The sequence below is a fragment of the Allobosea lupini genome (genome assembly GCF_900109525.1).
Lineage (GTDB): Bacteria > Pseudomonadota > Alphaproteobacteria > Rhizobiales > Beijerinckiaceae > Allobosea > Allobosea lupini.
In genome coordinates this window covers 205,237-222,168 of sequence record NZ_FOAN01000003.1, presented here as the reverse complement: position 1 = coordinate 222,168, position 16,932 = coordinate 205,237, and the positions used below count along the sequence as shown (strand labels likewise).

13 protein-coding genes are annotated in these 16,932 nt (G+C 68.0%); 10 read left to right on the top strand and 3 right to left on the bottom strand.

Translation table 11 applies throughout. The annotated features are described in order from the left end of the window. Positions 1–8: 8 nt before the first annotated feature. The 4 genes from BMZ21_RS10450 to ggt all read left to right on the top strand — a co-directional run bounded on the left by BMZ21_RS10450 (position 9) and on the right by ggt (position 5,238). Positions 9–953: an ABC transporter permease gene (locus BMZ21_RS10450; protein ID WP_091833059.1), complete on the top strand. Its 945-nt coding sequence runs from the start codon at positions 9–11 to the stop codon at positions 951–953. Further along, positions 950–1,768: an ABC transporter permease gene (locus tag BMZ21_RS10445; protein WP_091833056.1), complete on the top strand. Its 819-nt coding sequence runs from the start codon at positions 950–952 to the stop codon at positions 1,766–1,768. The genes BMZ21_RS10450 and BMZ21_RS10445 overlap by 4 nt, the downstream gene beginning before the upstream one ends. Next, on the top strand, positions 1,765–3,411 hold the full coding sequence (locus tag BMZ21_RS10440) for an ABC transporter ATP-binding protein (RefSeq protein WP_091833053.1): 1,647 nt from the start codon (positions 1,765–1,767) through the stop codon (positions 3,409–3,411). Before BMZ21_RS10445 ends, BMZ21_RS10440 begins: the two co-directional genes overlap by 4 nt. Before the next feature lie 213 nt (positions 3,412–3,624). Continuing rightward, positions 3,625–5,238, top strand: a complete 1,614-nt coding sequence (gene ggt, locus BMZ21_RS10435; protein ID WP_091833049.1) for a gamma-glutamyltransferase — start codon at positions 3,625–3,627, stop codon at positions 5,236–5,238. A gap of 6 nt (positions 5,239–5,244) precedes the next feature. Here the strand turns inward: ggt and BMZ21_RS10430 are convergent, their stop codons facing one another. Then, the gene (locus tag BMZ21_RS10430) at positions 5,245–5,745 is read right to left on the bottom strand and encodes an Lrp/AsnC family transcriptional regulator (RefSeq protein WP_091833046.1); all 501 of its coding nucleotides are present in this window, start codon (positions 5,743–5,745) and stop codon (positions 5,245–5,247) included. A 208-nt stretch (positions 5,746–5,953) separates the two neighbouring features. On the opposite strand from BMZ21_RS10430, the gene BMZ21_RS10425 reads away from it, so the two are divergent. From BMZ21_RS10425 to BMZ21_RS10400, 6 genes are all read left to right on the top strand, one after another. Continuing rightward, positions 5,954–7,186, top strand: a complete 1,233-nt coding sequence (locus BMZ21_RS10425; RefSeq protein ID WP_091833043.1) for a 3-methyl-2-oxobutanoate dehydrogenase (2-methylpropanoyl-transferring) subunit alpha — start codon at positions 5,954–5,956, stop codon at positions 7,184–7,186. A 2-nt stretch (positions 7,187–7,188) separates the two neighbouring features. Beyond that, entirely contained in the window at positions 7,189–8,205 is a 1,017-nt protein-coding gene (locus tag BMZ21_RS10420; RefSeq protein WP_091833040.1) for an alpha-ketoacid dehydrogenase subunit beta, read from the top strand. Further along, positions 8,205–9,518: a dihydrolipoamide acetyltransferase family protein gene (locus BMZ21_RS10415; RefSeq protein ID WP_091833037.1), complete on the top strand. Its 1,314-nt coding sequence runs from the start codon at positions 8,205–8,207 to the stop codon at positions 9,516–9,518. The genes BMZ21_RS10420 and BMZ21_RS10415 overlap by 1 nt, the downstream gene beginning before the upstream one ends. Before the next feature lie 16 nt (positions 9,519–9,534). Beyond that, complete coding sequence (gene lpdA / locus BMZ21_RS10410; RefSeq protein WP_091833034.1) at positions 9,535–10,932, top strand: dihydrolipoyl dehydrogenase; 1,398 nt, start codon at positions 9,535–9,537, stop codon at positions 10,930–10,932. Between the two features lie 112 nt (positions 10,933–11,044). Then, positions 11,045–12,538, top strand: coding sequence for an amidase (locus BMZ21_RS10405; RefSeq protein WP_091833031.1), 1,494 nt, complete (start codon positions 11,045–11,047; stop codon positions 12,536–12,538). An 86-nt stretch (positions 12,539–12,624) separates the two neighbouring features. Further along, the gene (locus BMZ21_RS10400) at positions 12,625–14,211 is read left to right on the top strand and encodes an ABC transporter substrate-binding protein (protein ID WP_091833028.1); all 1,587 of its coding nucleotides are present in this window, start codon (positions 12,625–12,627) and stop codon (positions 14,209–14,211) included. A 122-nt stretch (positions 14,212–14,333) separates the two neighbouring features. Here the strand turns inward: BMZ21_RS10400 and BMZ21_RS10395 are convergent, their stop codons facing one another. Both BMZ21_RS10395 and BMZ21_RS10390 read right to left on the bottom strand, forming a co-directional pair. After that, positions 14,334–15,935, bottom strand: coding sequence for a gamma-glutamyltransferase (locus BMZ21_RS10395; protein WP_091833025.1), 1,602 nt, complete (start codon positions 15,933–15,935; stop codon positions 14,334–14,336). 97 nt (positions 15,936–16,032) lie between these two features. Continuing rightward, the gene (locus BMZ21_RS10390; protein WP_244543791.1) at positions 16,033–16,869 is read right to left on the bottom strand and encodes an endonuclease/exonuclease/phosphatase family protein; all 837 of its coding nucleotides are present in this window, start codon (positions 16,867–16,869) and stop codon (positions 16,033–16,035) included. Positions 16,870–16,932 lie beyond the last annotated feature (63 nt).

Sequence of the window (16,932 nt, the reverse complement as noted above, 5' to 3'; positions counted from 1 at the left end):
GGAAACCGATGCTGCGCTTCGCGCTGACGCGCATTCTCATGTCCGTGCCGACACTGTTGATCGTGTCGGTCTCGGTCTTCGCCCTGATCAGGCTGATCCCGGGCGATCCGGCCTCGCTGATGCTGGGGGATCTGGCGACACCCGCCTCGATCGCCGACCTGCAGGCGCGGCTCGGCCTCGACCAGAGCCTGCCGGTGCAGTTCGGCATCTGGTTCGGGAACCTGCTCAAGGGCGATCTCGGCCAGTCGATCAACTCGCAGCAGGCGGTGCTGCCGCTGATCCTGCAGCGCTTCTGGATCTCGGCCCAGATCGTCCTCGTTGCGGTCGCGCTCGCCAGCCTCGTCGCGGTTCCCGCAGGCGTGCTCGCCGCCTGGAAGCAGGACACCTCGCTCGACTTCAGCCTCGTCGCCGTCGCGACGCTGCTCTTATCGATCCCGACCTTCTGGCTAGGCCTTTTGCTGCTGCTGTTCTTCGGCCTGAAGCTCGAATGGCTGCCGGTGGTCGGCTACGTCTCGATCGCCGAGAACCCCATCGCCGGCATCCTCTATCTGATCATGCCGATCATGACGCTGTTCCTGCACGAGATCGGCGTGATCCTGCGTATGGCGCGCGCCTCGACGCTGGAGGTACTGCGGCTCGACTACATCACCCATGCCCGCGCCAAGGGCCTGACCGAGAGCGCCGTGCTCTGGAACCACGCCTTCAAGAACGCCTTCGGGCCGACCTGGACGCTGATCGGCCTCGTGCTCGGCAATCTGTTAGGGGGCATCGCGGTGGTCGAGACAGTCTTCACCATCCCCGGTCTCGGCCGCCTGCTGGTCGATTCGATTTTCGCCCGCGACTACCCAGTGATCCAGGGCTGCATGCTCTTCGTCGCCTTCACCTATGTGCTGGTCAATCTGGTGATCGACCTCTGCTATCCGATCTTCGACCCGAGGGTGGCGGCGCAATGAAGCTCCCTGCTCCCAACGCCCTGGTCGGCGGCACGCTGATCGGCTTCCTCGGCCTCGTCGCCGCGGTCAGCGCGCTCTGGACTCCGTACGATCCCTTGCGACTCTCCTTCCGCGCCAAGCTCGCGGCGCCCTCCGCCATGCACTGGCTCGGCACCGACGAGTTCGGCCGCGACGTGCTCTCGCGATTGATGGCGGGCGCCGCGACCTCGGTCTGGATCAGCCTGCTGACGGTCGCACTCGCCGTCTCGCTCGGCACGATGATCGGCCTGTTCTCCGGCTATGTCCGCGGCTGGGTCGACCGTACCATCATGGCCTTCAACGACGCGCTGCTCGCCTTCCCGGGGATCCTGCTGGCGCTCGGCCTGCTCGCCGTGGTCGGCGCCAACAAATACGGCATCATCCTGGCGCTCGGCATCGCCTACGCGCCCTCCGTCGCCCGCATCGTCCGCGGCACTGTGCTCTCGCTGCGCGAGCGCGAATTCATCTCGGCCTCGCGGGTGATGGGCAATTCGGAGGCCTTCACCATGGCCCGCCACATCCTGCCCAACTGCATCGCGCCGCTGACCGTGCTGGCGACCTCGATGTTCGGCTGGGTGCTGCTGGCGGAGAGCTCGCTCTCCTTCCTCGGCCTCGGCGTGCCGCCGCCGGCCCCGACCTGGGGCAATATGCTCGCGGGCTCGCGGCCCTATATCGGCCAGGCGGTCTGGCTCGGCATCTTCCCGGGCCTCTGCATCTCGCTGACCCTGCTCGGCATCAACCTGCTCGGCGACGCCCTGCGCGACAAGCTCGACCCGCGGATGAGGGGTGCGCGATGACCTCGACAAAGCCCCTGCTAGAGGTCGACGGCCTGACGCTGCGGATCGGTTCATCCGGCCGCACCGTCGTCAACAATGTCAGCTTCTCGGTCTCGCCCGGCGAGATCGTCGGCATCGTCGGCGAATCCGGATCGGGCAAGACGCTCGCCGCCCGCGCCGTGATGGGCTTCATCCCGCCGGCGGTGCGCCCGATCTCCGGTTCGATCTGCTTCGACGGCGAGGAGGTCACGACCATGGCGCCAAAGCGCCTGCGGGCGATCCGCGGCGCCAAGGTCGGCATGGTCTTCCAGGAGCCGATGACCTCGCTCAACCCCTCAATGCTGATCGGGCGCCAGCTGGAGGAGGGCCTGGCGCTGCATCGCAAGCTCGACGCAAACGGCCGGCGCGAACTCATCCTCGACATGCTCCGGCGTGTCGGCATCCGCGATCCCGACGGCGCGTTCAACGCCTATCCGCACCAGTATTCCGGCGGAATGCGCCAGCGCATCATGCTGGCCTCGGTGATGCTGCTGAAACCGGCCCTGCTCCTCGCCGACGAGCCGACCACCGCGCTCGACGCCGTCGTCCAGCGCGACGTGATGGAGCTGATGGTCGACCTGACCAAGGAGAACAGCACCGCCGTGCTGCTGATCTCGCATGATCTCGGCATGGTCGCGCGCTATTGCAGCCGCATCGTCGTGATGTGCCAGGGCGACGCCGTCGAGCAGGGAGAGAGCGAAGACATCCTCGCCCGGCCGCAGCACCCCTATACCCGCAAGCTCCTCGCTGCGATGCCGCATCGCGAGCCGGCACGTGACCTGCCGGAAGCAGCGACGCCGCTGGTTTCGGTCGACGGTCTCGTCGTCGATTATGGCGGCCGCCAGGGCTTCTTCCGGAAAGAGCAGCCCAAGCGCGCCCTGCACGGCATCAGCCTCTCGGTGAAGCCTGGCGAGGTCGTCTCGGTCGTCGGCGGCTCCGGCTCGGGCAAGACGACGCTCGGCCATGCCATTGCCGGGCTGATCAAGCCGAGCGAGGGCGCGATCCTGTTCAACGGCAAGCCGATCGACAAGAGCGAGACGGCCTATTGGGACTATCGGCTGAACTGCCAGATGGTCTTCCAGGATCCCTATTCCTCGCTCGACCCGCGCATGACCATCGGCGAGCTCGTCGGCGAGCCGCTGCGGCTGGTCAAGGGCATGGGTTCTGCCGAGAAGAAGGCGCGGCTCGCCGAAGTTCTGGGCGAGGTCGGCCTCGGCGACGGCTTTGCCGAGCGCTATCCGCACGAACTCTCCGGCGGCCAGCGCCAGCGCGTCGCCATCGCCCGCGCCATCATCCGGCGGCCGAGCTTCGTCATCGCCGACGAGCCGGTCTCTGCTCTCGACGTCACCGTCAGGGCGCAGGTGCTGGAGCTCTTCGCGCAGCTGCAGAAGAAGCACGGCTTCTCCTGCCTGTTCATCAGCCATGATCTCGGCGTGGTCGAGCAGGTCTCCGACCGCGTCGTCGTCATGCAGGACGGCCGCATCGTCGAGGAAGGCACGCGCGACCAGATCTTCGACGCGCCGCAGCACGACTACACCCGCAAGCTGCTCTCGGCCGTGCCCGGGCTGGAGAGTACCGAGGATGGCGGCGTCAGGCTGTTCTGGAGATTGAGCGAGCCGGCGTGATGAAGAGCGCGGCCTCCCCTTCTCCCCTTGCGGGAGAAGGTGGCTCTGCGAAGCCGAGACGGATGAGGGGTCGCGCGACCTGCCCTCTTTGCCCCGTTGCTCGTCGCCAGTGATTCAGCGCAGCGCGACCCCTCATTCGCCTGCCGGCACCTTCTCCCGCAAGGGGAGACGGGAAGCCTTCCGGCCACGCCGCGCCAATGAAAGGCCCTCGCCATGAAGAACGGAATGATCGTCGCCCCGCAGCCGGAAGCGGTCGAAGCCGGCGCCGCCGTGCTGGAGCGTGGCGGCAATGCGATCGACGCGGCGATCGCCTGCGCATTCATGCAGGGGGTGGTCGATCCGCTGATGTCCGGCATCGGCGGCTTCGGCTCGATGCAGCTCTACATGCCCGGCAGGGGCGTGCACGAGATCGTCGAGTTCTATGCCCGCGCCTCCTATTCGGCGAAGCCGGACATGTGGCAGGACAAGCTGCGCGGCCAGTCACGCGACGGCTTCGCCTTCCTGCTCGAGGGCGGGATCAACGAATTCGGCCATCTTGCCGTCTGCACGCCCGGCAGCGTCAAGGGCTATGACTATGTGCTGTCGCGCTTCGGCACGATGGACTGGGCCGATGTCATGGCGCCGGCGATCCGGCAGGCGCGCGAGGGCGTGCTGGTGCGCCCGCACATGCACTGGTTCTGGACCCAGGACCAGAGCGGCTCCGGCCAGGTCAATACGGCTGACAAACTGCGCTACAGCGAGACCGGCAAAAAGCTCTATTTCCGCCCCGATGGCAGCGCGAAGCGCCCAGGCGACATCATCGTCAACGCCGACATGGCCAACACGCTGGAGCGGCTCGCCAGGGGCGGCGCGGACCTGTTCTATCATGGCGAGCTCGCGCAGGAGATCGCCGCCGACTTCGCAACGCATGGCGGGCTGATCTCACGCGAGGACCTCGCCCGCTACGAGCTTTCGGTCGCCGAGCCGATCTGGGGCTCCTATCGCGGCCATCGCATCTCGACCTCGCCGCCGCCGGCGAGCGGCATGTCGATGCTGCAGATCCTCCACATGCTGGAGGTCTTCGACATCGGCTCGCTGCCCCATGGCAGCGCCGAGCATGTCCGCCTGCTCGCCGAGGCGATGAAGCGCATGACCATCGACAAGGACCAGTTCATGGGCGACCCCGCCTATGTCGACGTGCCCGTCGCGCATTTGATCTCGAAGGAGCATGCGGCAAGCCAAGCCGAGAGCATCCGCCGCGGCGAGCGCGCCGACGTCAAGCGGCTGGAGCGCTCGTCCTCGCGCGAGACCACCCATGTCACCGTGGTCGACCGCCACGGCAACGCGGTCGCGCTGACCCATACGCTCGGCAGCCCGTCGGGCGCAATCACCGAGGGGCTCGGCTTCATCTACAACGGCACGATGAGCCGCTTCGATCCGCGCCCCGGCCGCGCCGGCTCGATCGCGCCCGGCAAGCGCCGCTCCTCGTCGGCCGCGCCGACCATCGTCTTCAAGGGCGACAAGCCCTTCATCGTCATGGGCGCGCCCGGCGGCAGCTATATCGCCCCGGCGATGGCACAAGGCATCATGAACGTCATCGATTTCGAGATGTCGATGCTGGAGGCCGTGGCGGCGCCGCGCGTGATGGGCGTCTCCAACTCGATCGACATCAGTAACCGCATCCGCCGCAGCGTCGAGGCGCAGCTCAAGGCCGACGGTTACGACGTCAAGCGCTCGGCCCAGAGCTATCCCTTCGCCGCGCTGCATGGCGTCAAGATCGAGGACGGGCTCGCGACCGGCGGCGCCGACCCGCAGCGCGACGGCATGGCGATCTCGGTGCCGGCGTAGAACAGGTCAAACCGGCGCGATCTGCAGCGGGTCGACCGAGATCGCCCGCTTCAGCGCGCGCAGGCCGAAGGTCGTGCGCGACTGCCGCATGCCGGGCAGGCGGTAGATCTTCTCGCGCAGGAAGCGCTCATAGTGCTCGGTGCCGCTGACCACGGCCTTGACCAGATAGTCGTAGTCGCCGGTGACGAGATGCGCCTCGACCACCTCGGGAATGCGCGCCAGCGCCTCGCCGAAGCGGTCGAGCAGCTTGTCGTCATGCTTATCGAGCGTGATCTCGATGAAGACGACATTGTCGAGCCCGAGCGCGCGATGGTTCAGCACCGCGACATATTTCTCGATCGCGCCGCTCTCCTCCAGCCGCTTCACCCGCGTCCAGCACGGCGAGGGTGAGAGGCCGACCTTCTCGGCCAGCGCATTGATCGTCAGTCGGCCGTCCTCGTTCAGGGCCGAGAGGATGCGCCGGTCGATCTGGTCGAGCTCCTCGCCACGCCTTGCCTTGATCGCCATAGAGTGAATTTTCCGCCAAAGATCGAGATGACAGAAAGATCGTCCGAGCAGGAGCAAATCGCAAGGCCATTTTGGTAAGAAATAGGCATTTCATAGCCCTAACATGCCCGAATAAGAATGGCGTCCTTCGGATGCCCCCGCAGACACGGCTTGCGGCGATGCCCGTGGCGCGGAATGCTGGGTCGGACAGAGCCTAGGGAGCGTGGACATGACAGACCCCTCACCGCTTCGGTTCCATGTTCCCGTCCCCGCCAGTCGCCCCGGCGAAAAACCCGACTTCTCCCATGTCGTGATCCCCAAGGCCGGCTCGGTGCAGCGCCCGCCGGTCGATGTCGATCCCAAGGAAATCCGAGACCTCGCCTATTCGATCATCCGCGTGCTCAACCGCGAGGGCGAGGCGGTCGGCCCCTGGGTCCCGGAGCTCTCCAAGGACGAGTTGGTCCGCGGCCTGCGCCACATGCTGACGCTGCGTGCCTTCGACGCCCGCATGCAGATGGCGCAGCGCCAGGGCAAGACCTCGTTCTACATGCAGCACACCGGCGAGGAGGCTGTCTCCTGCGCCTTCCGCATCGCGCTCGGCAAGGGCGACATGAACTTCCCGACCTATCGCCAGGCCGGGCTCTTGATCGCGCACGACTACCCGCTCGTCGAGATGATGTGCCAGATCTACTCGAACGAGCGCGACCCGATGAAGGGCCGGCAATTGCCGGTGATGTACTCCTCCAAGGAGAACGGCTTCTTCTCGATCTCGGGCAACCTCACCACCCAGTACATCCAGGCTGTGGGCTGGGCGATGGCCTCGGCGATCAAGGGCGACACCAAGATCGCGGCCGCCTGGGTCGGCGACGGTTCGACCGCCGAATCCGACTTCCACGCCGCGCTGGTCTTCGCCTCGACCTACAAGGCCCCCGTCGTCCTCAACGTCGTCAACAACCAGTGGGCGATCTCGACCTTCCAGGGCATCGCGCGCGGCGGCTCCGGCACCTTCGCCGCGCGCGGCCTCGGCTTCGGAATCCCGGCGCTGCGCGTCGACGGCAACGACTACCTCGCCACCTATGCCGTGGCGCAATGGGCGATCGAGCGGGCCCGCCGCAATCTCGGGCCGACCCTGGTCGAATACGTCACCTATCGCGCCGGCGCGCATTCGACCTCGGACGACCCCTCCGCCTACCGGCCCAAGCACGAATCCGACGACTGGCCGCTCGGCGATCCCATCGTCCGGCTGAAGCAGCATCTGATCGCGATCGGCGCCTGGACCGAGGAGCGTCACAAGCAGGCCGAGGCCGAGATTCTGGCAACCGTCATCGCCGCGCAGAAGGAAGCCGAGAGCTTCGGCACGCTGCATGCCGGCGGCAAGCCCTCCTCGCGCGACATGTTCGAGGACGTCTATGCCGAGCTGCCGCCGCATCTGCGCCGCCAGCGCCAGCAGATCGGAGTTTGACCTTGGCCCGCATGACCATGATCGAGGCGATCCGCTCGGCCCTCGACGTCTCCATGGGCCGCGACGACAATGTCGTCGTCTATGGCGAGGATGTCGGCTATTTCGGCGGCGTCTTCCGCTGCACCCACGGCCTCCAGCAGAAATACGGCGTCAACCGCTGCTTCGACGCGCCGATCAGCGAGCTCGGCATCGTCGGCACCGCGATCGGCATGGCGGCCTATGGCCTGCGCCCCTGCGTCGAGATCCAGTTCGCCGACTACATGTACCCGGCCTATGACCAGATCGTCTCCGAGGCCGCGCGCCTGCGCTATCGCTCGGCCGGCGACTTCACCTGCCCGATGGTGATCCGGATGCCGACCGGCGGCGGCATCTTCGGCGGCCAGACCCACAGCCAGAGCCCCGAAGCGCTGTTCACCCACGTCTCCGGCCTGAAGACGGTGGTGCCGTCCAATCCGCGCGACGCCAAAGGCCTGCTGATCTCGGCGATCGAGGACCCCGATCCGGTGATCTTCCTCGAGCCGAAGCGGCTCTATAACGGCCCGTTCGACGGCCATCACGACCGCCCGGTCACGCCCTGGTCGAAGCACGAGCTCGGCGAGGTCGAAGAGGGTCACTACACCATTCCGCTCGGCAAGGCGGCGATCCGCCGCGAAGGCTCGGCCGTCACCATCGTCACCTACGGCACGATGGTCCATGTCGCGCAGGCCGCAGTCGAGGAAACGGGCATCGACGCGGAGATCATCGACCTGCGCACCCTGCTGCCGCTCGACCTCGACGCGATCGTGGCTTCGGTCAGCAAGACCGGCCGCTGCATCGTGCTGCACGAGGCGACGCTGACGTCAGGCTTCGGTGCGGAGCTGGCCGCGCTCGTCCAGCAGCACTGCTTCTACCATCTGGAGGCGCCGATCATGCGCGTCACCGGCTGGGATACGCCTTACCCGCACGCCCAGGAATGGGACTACTTCCCCGGCCCCGCCCGTCTTGGTCGGGCGCTGCGCGACATCATGGAGGCACGCTGATGGCCGAGCGCATCATCAAGCTGCCCGATGTCGGCGAGGGCATCGCCGAGGCGGAGCTGGTCGAGTGGCACGTCAAGGTCGGCGACATCGTCCGCGAGGACGATCTCATCGCCGCGGTGATGACCGACAAGGCGACCGTCGAGATCCCCTCCCCCGTCGAGGGCGAGGTCACCTGGGTCGGCGCCGAGATCGGCGACACCGTCGCGATCGGCTCGGCGCTGGTCAAGCTGAAGGTTTCGGGTGATGGCGCCGCGAGCGAGGCGCCGGCCGAGGCTGAGGCGCCTGCCGAGCCGCCGAAGGAAAAGCCTGCTGCTGCGCCTCCTCCGGCCGCACCGGTCGCGGCTGCGGAGCCCGCTCCCAAGCAGTTGCCGACGCCGAAGCCCGCGGCTCCGGCCCGCCCTGCCCCCGCCATCACCACGCCGGCGCCGCGCCGCCCGGTCGGCGAGAAGCCGCTGGCTTCGCCGGCCGTCAGGCTGAAGGCGCGCGAAGCGGGCATCGACCTGCGCCAGGTCCAGGGCTCCGGCCCGGCCGGCCGCGTCACCCATGAGGACATCGACGCCTTCATCCTGCGCGGCCCCGAGGCTCCGGCCAAAGGCGGGCTCGTCGCCAGGACAGGGATCACCGACGTCAAGATCGTCGGCCTGCGCCGCCGCATCGCCGAGAAGATGGCGCTGTCGAAGTCGCGCATCCCGCACATCACGATCGTCGAAGAAGTCGATGTCTCCGCGCTCGAAGACCTGCGCGCCGCGCTTAACAAGAAGCCGACGGCCGAGCGGCCGAAGCTGACGATATTGCCCTTCCTGATGCGGGCGATGGTCAAGGCGCTCGGCGAGCAGCCCAATCTCAACGCGATCTATGACGACGAGGCCGGCGTCGTCCACCAGCATGCCGGCATCGATATCGGTATCGCCACGCAGGCGCCGTCCGGCCTGATGGTCCCGGTGGTGAAGCATGCCGAAGCGCGCGATCTCTGGGGCTGCGCCATCGAGCTCTCGCGCCTGGCGGAACGGGCCCGCGACGGCTCGGCGACCCGCGACGAGCTCACCGGCTCGACCATCACCATCACCTCGCTCGGCGCGCTCGGCGGCATCGCCACGACCCCGGTGATCAACCATCCCGAGGTTGCGATTGTCGGCGTCAACAAGATGGTGGTCCGCCCGGTCTGGGACGGCACGACCTTCGTGCCGCGCAAGATGATGAACCTCTCCTCCAGCTTCGACCACCGCGTCATCGACGGCTGGGACGCGGCGGTCTTCGTGCAGCGGCTGAAAGAGCTGCTGGAGACGCCGGCGACGCTGTTCGTGGATATGTGAGCGGCGGGAGCGAGCCATGACCGACATCACCTGCAAGCTCCTCGTCATCGGCGCCGGCCCCGGCGGCTATGTCTGCGCCATCCGCGCCGGACAGCTCGGCATCGACACCGTCATCGTCGAGAGCGCCAAGCTGGGCGGCACCTGCCTCAACATCGGCTGCATCCCGTCCAAGGCGATGATCCATGTCGCGGAGGAATTCGAGAAGGCGGCCCATGCCGCCGCCGGCAAGACTCCGTTCGGCCTGACCGCCGCCGAGCCGAAGCTGGACCTGAAGCAAGCCGTCGCCTGGAAGGACGGCATCGTCCAGCGTCTCAACAACGGCGTCGCCGGCCTGCTGCGCAAGGCCAAGGTCAAGATCGTCCATGGCCAGGCCCGCTTCCGCGACGGCAAGACCGTGGCGGTCGAGACCGAGACCGGTCCCAAGACCATCACGGCCGAGACGATCGTGATCGCGACCGGTTCGGTTCCGGTCGAACTGCCCTTCCTGCCCTTCGGCGGAAACGTCATCTCCTCGACCGGCGCGCTGGCGCTGACCGAGCTGCCGAAGCGCCTCGTCGTGGTCGGCGGCGGCTATATCGGGCTCGAGCTCGGCACCGCCTTCGCCAAGCTCGGCAGCAAGGTTTCCGTGGTCGAGGCGCAGGAGAAGATCCTGCCGCTCTACGATGCCGAACTGACCGCGCCCGTCGCCAAGAGTCTCTCGACGCTCGGCGTCGAGGTCCTGCTCGGGGCCAAGGCGCTCGGCCCGACCGCCAAGGGCGACGGGTTGCGCATCGAGACGGCCGACGGCAAGGAGCGCGAGCTGCCGGCGGACAAGATCCTGGTCACGGTCGGCCGCGCGCCTGCGACGAGCAAGCTCGGTCTCGACGAACTCGTGCTCGACATGGACGGGCGCTTCATCCGCATCGGCGAGCGCTGCGAGACCTCGATGCGCGGCATCTACGCCATCGGCGACGTCACCGGCGAACCGATGCTGGCCCATCGCGCCATGGCGCAGGGCGAGATGGTCGCCGAGATCGTCGCCGGCGAGCCGCGGATCTGGGACAAGGCCTGCATCCCGGCGATCTGCTTCACCGATCCCGAGATCGTCTCGGCCGGCCTGTCGCCGGCGGAGGCCAAGGCCGCCGGCTACGAGACCAAGATCGGGCTCTTCCCGTTCCAGGCCAATGGCCGCGCCATGACCCGCCATGGCGAGGCCGGCTTCGTCCGCATCGTCGCCCGGGCCGACAACCATCTCGTCCTCGGTATTCAGGCGGTCGGTCAGGGCGTCTCGGAGCTGTCTGCCGCCTTCGGCCTCGCCATCGAGATGGGGGCGCGGCTGGAAGACGTCGCCGGCACGATCCACGCTCATCCGACGCTGGGCGAGGCCTTCCAGGAATCGGCGCTGAAGGCGCTGGGCCACGCCTTGCACATCTGAGGCGAACGCAGGCCGGCACTCGACCCAGCGAGGGTTGACGTAGCGGCTCAGGCCGCTTCGACTGGCAGGACGGGTCAGGATCGACCCGCCCCGACTGCCGGAGCTTCCTGCCGTGAGCGAACCCTGCGACCTCGATGCCGTCACCGCCCGCCGCCTGATCGGCGAGAAAAAGCTCTCGGCGACCGAGCTGCTCGAAAGCTGCCTCGCCCGGATCGACGCCGTCGATCCCGCCGTCAACGCCATGGTGGCCCGCGACGACGAACGGGCGCGGGCCACGGCGAAGGCGGCAGACGCCGCCACGATGCGCGGCGACGACCTGCCGGCGCTGCATGGCCTGCCGATCGGCATCAAGGATCTGGAGGACGTCGCCGGCCTGCGCACCACCTATGGCAGCCCGCTCTTCGCCGACCATGTCCCGACGCAGGACCAGGGCATCGTCGCCGCCGTACGCAAGGCCGGCGCCGTCATCGTTGGCAAGACCAACACGCCCGAATGGGGCGCCGGCGCCAACACCCGCAACGCCGTCTATGGCGTCACCGGCAATCCGTTCGATCCCTCGCGCTCGGCAGCCGGCTCCTCCGGCGGCTCGGGCGTCGTGCTCGCGACCAATATGGTGCCGATCGCGACCGGCTCGGACACCGGTGGCTCGCTGCGCAACCCGGCCGCCTTCAACGGTATCGTCGGCTTCCGCCCTTCGCCGGGCGTGGTGCCGAGCGACAAGCGCCCGCTCGGCTGGAATCCGCTCTCGGTGCTCGGCCCGATGGCGCGCACCGTGCCCGATCTCTGCCTTCTGCTCTCGACCATGGTCGGCGACGACGCCGTCGACCCGCTGGCGACGACGATCCATGGCAGGCAGGTCCGGCGCGCGGAAGACTTCGCCCGGCCCGATCACTGCGACCTCGCCTCGCTGAAAGTCGCGATCACCCCGGATTTCGGCTTCGCCCCGACCGAGAAGCACATCCGTGAAGTCTTCGCCGACAAGGTCGGCCGCTTCAGCAAGGTCTTCGGTCGCGCGGGCGAGGCGAGCCCGAACTGCGCGGGTACCGATGAGAGCTTCGAGGTGCTGCGCGCCGTCTCCTTCCTCGCCAGCCATCACGACCGCGCGACCAGGACGCCCGACAAGGTCGGTCCCAATGTCCGCGCCAATGTCGAGGAAGGCCTGCGCTACAGCGCGCTCGACGTCACCCGCGCGCTCAAGCAGCAGACCGTGCTCTACCATGAGTGGCAGCGCTTCTTCGAGACCTACGACGTCATCCTCTCGCCGGCGATGACGCTGTCGCCGCGGCCCTGGTCGGAACTCTATCCCGCCGAGATCGACGGCAAGCCGACGCGCACTTATTTCCACTGGCTCGCCATGGCCTATGCAGTGACGATCGTCGGCCATCCCGCGATCTCGCTGCCGGTCGGGCTCGACCGCAGCGGCATGCCCTTCGGCCTGCAGATCGTCGGCCCGCGCGGTGGCGACGCCAAGGTCCTTGCCGTCGCGGCAGCGCTCGAGTCACTCTTGGCCGGCGATCCGCTGACGGCGCGCCCCGTGCCGGATATCGCCAGGCTGAAGGCCGCGCCGAGGCTCGCGGACAGCCCGAATTTCCTTGGCTTCGACTAGTCGAAGCCCGCAACCTTCCAGATCACGACAGCAGGACAAGCAGAGTTTGTAGGCGCACGATCCAATCATAAAAGGGGAGAGACCATATGAAGCGTCGTCAGTTCCTGCAGGGCACGGCAGCCGCCGCCCTGTTCGCTCCAACACTCGCCCGGGAGGCTTGGGCGCAGGCACCGAGCGCGACCGTGCTCAAGATGGCGCCGCAAGCCAACCTCACCTCGCTCGATCCGATCTGGACGACTGCGACCGTGACCAACAATCACGGCTACTACGTCTTCGACACGCTCTATGGCGGCGATCTCGACCTGAAGCCGCAGCCGCAAATGGCCGAGGGCCACGAGGTCTCCGCCGATGGCAAGGTCTGGAAGATCAAGCTGCGCGAGGGCCTCGCCTTCCATGACGGCCAGCCCGTCCGCCCGGCCGACTGCATCGAGAGCCTGAAGCGCTGGTGTCAGCGCGACCCCTACGGCCAGCTCATGATCAAGGCCGTCGAGGCCTGGGGCGCGCCGGACGAGCGCACCATCGAGATCAAGCTGACCCGGCCCTTCCCGATGATGCTCGACTGCATGGCCAAGGCCGACAACCCGCCCTTCATCATGCCCGAGCGCCTGGCCAAGACCGAGGCGACCAAGCAGGTCACCGAGATGACCGGCTCGGGCCCCTACAAGTTCGTCGCAAGCGAGTATGTCTCGGGCAGCCGCGTCGTCTACGAGAAGAACGAGGCCTACAAGCCGCGCAGCGAGCCGCCGAGCCGCAACGCGGGCGGCAAGGTCGCGCATTTCAAGCGGATCGAATGGCCGATCCTGCCCGATCCGGCGACCGCCGCCGCCGCACTGACCAAGGGCGAGATCGACTGGTGGGAGCGCCCGCTCGCCGACCTCCAGCCGCTGCTCGCGCGGAGCCCGGATGTCGTCCGCGAGGTCATCGACAAGAACGGCCGCGGCTCGATCATGCGGCTGAACCATCTCCAGCCGCCCTTCAACAATCCCAAGGTCCGCGCCGCGATCCGCCTCGGCGTCAACCAGGAAGACTATATGCGGGCGTCGCAGGGCGACGACACCACGACCTGGCAGGTCTGCCGAAACCTGTGGTGGCGCGGCACGCCCTATTACACCGGCGAACTCGAGGACCTGATGCCGCAGAGCCTCAACAAGGCCAAGGCGGCGCTGAAGGAGTCCGGCTACAACGGCGAGAAGGTCGTCATCATCAACCCGACCGACTTCCCCGATATCGGCCCGCTCGGCGACGTCACCTACGAGCTGCTGAAGTCGATGGGCATGAATGTCGAGATGGCGGCGAGCGACTGGGGCACCGTGATCCAGCGCCGCAACAGCCGCGAGCCGGTCGAGAAGGGCGGCTGGAGCATCTTCCACACCACCGGCGCGGCCGTCGGCTGGGGCAACCCGGCCCTGTCCAACCTCGTGCGCGGCCCCGGCGACAAGGGCTGGTTCGGCTGGTGGACCAACGCCAAGGCCGAGGAGATGGCCGAGGAATGGCTCTACGCGCCGGACGAGGCCAAGCAGAAGCAGGTGGCGGTCGCGCTCGGCCGGCTGGCGCTCGAGGAATGCGCCACCATCCCGCTCGGCCAGTTCGTGATCAAGACGGCCTATCGCAAGGGCCTGACCGGCATGCTGCCGGGCTCGGCGCCGTATCCTTGGGGGCTGAAGCGAGGGTGAGATTTCGCCGTCATTCTCGGGCGGCGCGCAGCGCCGACCCGAGAAACTCATGACGGTAAGACGCTAGCAGACGACCTCTCCGGCCTGAGATGCTCGGGTCAGGCCAGAGCATGACGCCTGCCTCAATTAGCCGCCACTGCCGCCGACCAGGGCGAGGCGGCGTCACTGATGCCTTCCTGCCCGTCCTGCCCGCTCCGCACCATGTTCGGGCAGGCGAAGTTGAGCGGCAGCACGCCGTGCTCGACCACCGTCAGCGGGCCGACGGCAGCCAACGCATCGAGCGTGCCCTCCGGCAGGCGTGCGTCGGCGCTGGTGCCGTCGGGGCCGGAGACGTCGATGCGCGGCTGGTGGGCCGCATCCTCCAGGCTCATGCCGCTGTCGAGGGTGAAGGCCAGCATCTGGTAGACGCTGGCGAGAATGCGCCGCCCGCCGGACGCGCCGGCGCCATGGCGGGGATAGCCGCCATCGGCGGGGGTCACGACCACGGGGCACATATTGCACAAGGGGCGGGCTCCCGGCGCGATGGCATTGGCGCTGCCGGGGCGCGGGTCGAACCACATCATGCCGTTATTCATCAGCACGCCGGTCTCGGGCAGGACGAGGCGGCTGCCCATCGACGACAGCAGGGTCGTGGTCAGCGCGACGATGGTGCCCTCGCCGTCGACGACAGTGAGATGCGTGGTGCAGGTCTCGCCCGGCTCCTTCGCCATCTGTGCGGCACCGAGCCCCTCGAGCCGGCTGGCATAGGCCTCGCGCGTCACCTGCGAAAGCCTCGCGAACCAGGCCGAATCCGGCCCGCCCTCCGGCGGCGGACTTGCCGCCATGCCCTCGACCACCGCCTGCAGGGTCGGCGCCGCCGTCAAGCCGCCGGCCGTGTGGATCCGGTGCGTGCCGCGCCAGTCGATCACCGGCGCCTCGCGCACGGTCGCGCGGCACTCCGCCAGGTCTTGCGCATCGACCACGCCGCCGACCGCAGCGATGTCGGCCGCCAGCCGCCTGGCGAGATCGCCGCGATAGAAATCGTCGAGCCCGGCTTTGGCGAGGTGTTCCAGCGTCGCGCCGAGATTGCCGAGCGTCCGGAAGCCCGGCACGCCCTGATAAGGTGGCACCGGCGGCAGGCCGCCGGGCAGATAGATGCGCGCGCTCTCCTCATAGAGCCTGAGCACCGCGGCCGAGGAGGCGATCTTGAGCGTCGTGTACCAGTCCTGCGCCAGGCCGCGCTTGGCCAGGGCGATCGCGGGCTGAAGCAGCTCGCCGACGGGCATGCTCGTCCCGAATCTCTCCTTCAGCCTGGCGTAGCCGGCGACGGAAGACGGGACGCAGAAGGACAACGGCCCATGGATGTTGCGATCGCCTTCGACCTCCGGCCAGGCGAACAGGTCGAACTTCATCGCACCGGTCAGCGGGTAGTCGGCCGGATCGGCGCGGCGCGGCGCGACGGGGCCGAAATCGACGACCTGCGCCCTGCTCTCGCCGGCCTTGAGCACGACGCCGAAGCCGATACCGCCGAGTCCGCTGTTCCAGGGCTCGACCGCCGCCAAGGCGAAAGCGGTGGCAACTGCGGCGTCGGCAGCGTTGCCGCCGGCTTCGAGGATCGCCGCGCCGGCGGCGGCGGCCTCATGGTTCTGCGAGACGACGACGCCCTTGCGCCCGCGTGCCGACGGCTTGGCCAGGCTCCAGTTCTGGGTGCGGTAGGCAGGGGCGCGGCGCGGCTCGGTCGTCATTGGGCATGATCCGGTCTGATGGGGCCGCCATCGTGGCATGCCCCCATCGACGCGTCACTTGAGGATGCCTCAAGCCTGTCCCGCGGCCGGCGCCGGATCAGTGCGCCTGGCGCTCCTCGCCCGGGAGATGCACCACCGCCTTGATTGGCAGATGATCTGAGGCCAGCCGCGACAAATCGGTGTCGTGCAGCTGGACCTGCGTGATCGTCTCGGCGGGATAGGCGACGATGCGGTCGAGCGCCCAGATCGGGAAGCGCGCTGGGAAACTCGGGATCGCCGCCTGTAGCGGGCCGAATTTCGGCGCCAGCCCGTGCAGGCTCGATTTCTTGCCGATCCGCCATTCGTTGAGGTCGCCCATCAGGAAGATCGGGCGCCCATCCGTCGGCTTCGAAGCGTTGATCAGCGTCTCGACCTGGCGCGAGCGCGAATGGCGCAGCAGCCCGAGATGCGCCGCGACGACCCTGATCGGCGAGCCGCAGACGGTTAAATCAGCGATCAGCGCTCCGCGCGGCTCGACGCCGGGCAGGACGAGCTGCCGAGTCGCGGTGACCGCGCCATCCCGAAAGAGCACGACATTGCCGTGCCAGCCATGACCCTGCCAGGCGCTCTGCACCGGCACCGGCTTCAGGCCGGTGCGACGCTCGAGGCGGGCGAGGTCGAGCAGCCCGGAGCGTTCGCCGAAGCGTTGATCGGCCTCCTGCAGCGCCACGACATCGGCGTCGATCTGCCGGATCACCTCGATGATCCGGTCTGGATCGAAGCGGCGATCGCGGCCCACCGCCTTGTGGATGTTGTAGGAGGCGATCCTGAGTTCGGTCGCCGGCGGCGTGCTGGCGAACGCCGGCTGGCCAGTGGCTTCGCGCGTCCAGCTCGACATCTGCGGCGGCCGCAGCACCCTGATCCGGCGCAGGCCGCGCCCTTCGAATTCCAGCATCCGGCCGGCATCTCCACGAAGGCCCGCTCGATCGAACGGGCTCCAGCACAAGGGCTCTCAGCA

Bases quoted from the DNA above. Each gene is read 5' to 3' on its own strand.
- BMZ21_RS10425 (WP_091833043.1), top strand. From the start codon at position 5,954: ATGACAGACCCCTCACCGCTTCGGTTCCATGTTCCCGTCCCCGCCAGT.
- BMZ21_RS10415 (WP_091833037.1), top strand. From the start codon at position 8,205: ATGGCCGAGCGCATCATCAAGCTGCCCGATGTCGGCGAGGGCATCGCC.
- BMZ21_RS10450 (WP_091833059.1), top strand. From the start codon at position 9: ATGCTGCGCTTCGCGCTGACGCGCATTCTCATGTCCGTGCCGACACTG.
- BMZ21_RS10390 (WP_244543791.1), bottom strand. From the start codon at position 16,869: ATGCTGGAATTCGAAGGGCGCGGCCTGCGCCGGATCAGGGTGCTGCGG.
- BMZ21_RS10445 (WP_091833056.1), top strand. From the start codon at position 950: ATGAAGCTCCCTGCTCCCAACGCCCTGGTCGGCGGCACGCTGATCGGC.
- ggt (WP_091833049.1), top strand. From the start codon at position 3,625: ATGAAGAACGGAATGATCGTCGCCCCGCAGCCGGAAGCGGTCGAAGCC.
- lpdA (WP_091833034.1), top strand. From the start codon at position 9,535: ATGACCGACATCACCTGCAAGCTCCTCGTCATCGGCGCCGGCCCCGGC.
- BMZ21_RS10430 (WP_091833046.1), bottom strand. From the start codon at position 5,745: ATGGCGATCAAGGCAAGGCGTGGCGAGGAGCTCGACCAGATCGACCGG.
- BMZ21_RS10400 (WP_091833028.1), top strand. From the start codon at position 12,625: ATGAAGCGTCGTCAGTTCCTGCAGGGCACGGCAGCCGCCGCCCTGTTC.
- BMZ21_RS10395 (WP_091833025.1), bottom strand. From the start codon at position 15,935: ATGACGACCGAGCCGCGCCGCGCCCCTGCCTACCGCACCCAGAACTGG.
- BMZ21_RS10440 (WP_091833053.1), top strand. From the start codon at position 1,765: ATGACCTCGACAAAGCCCCTGCTAGAGGTCGACGGCCTGACGCTGCGG.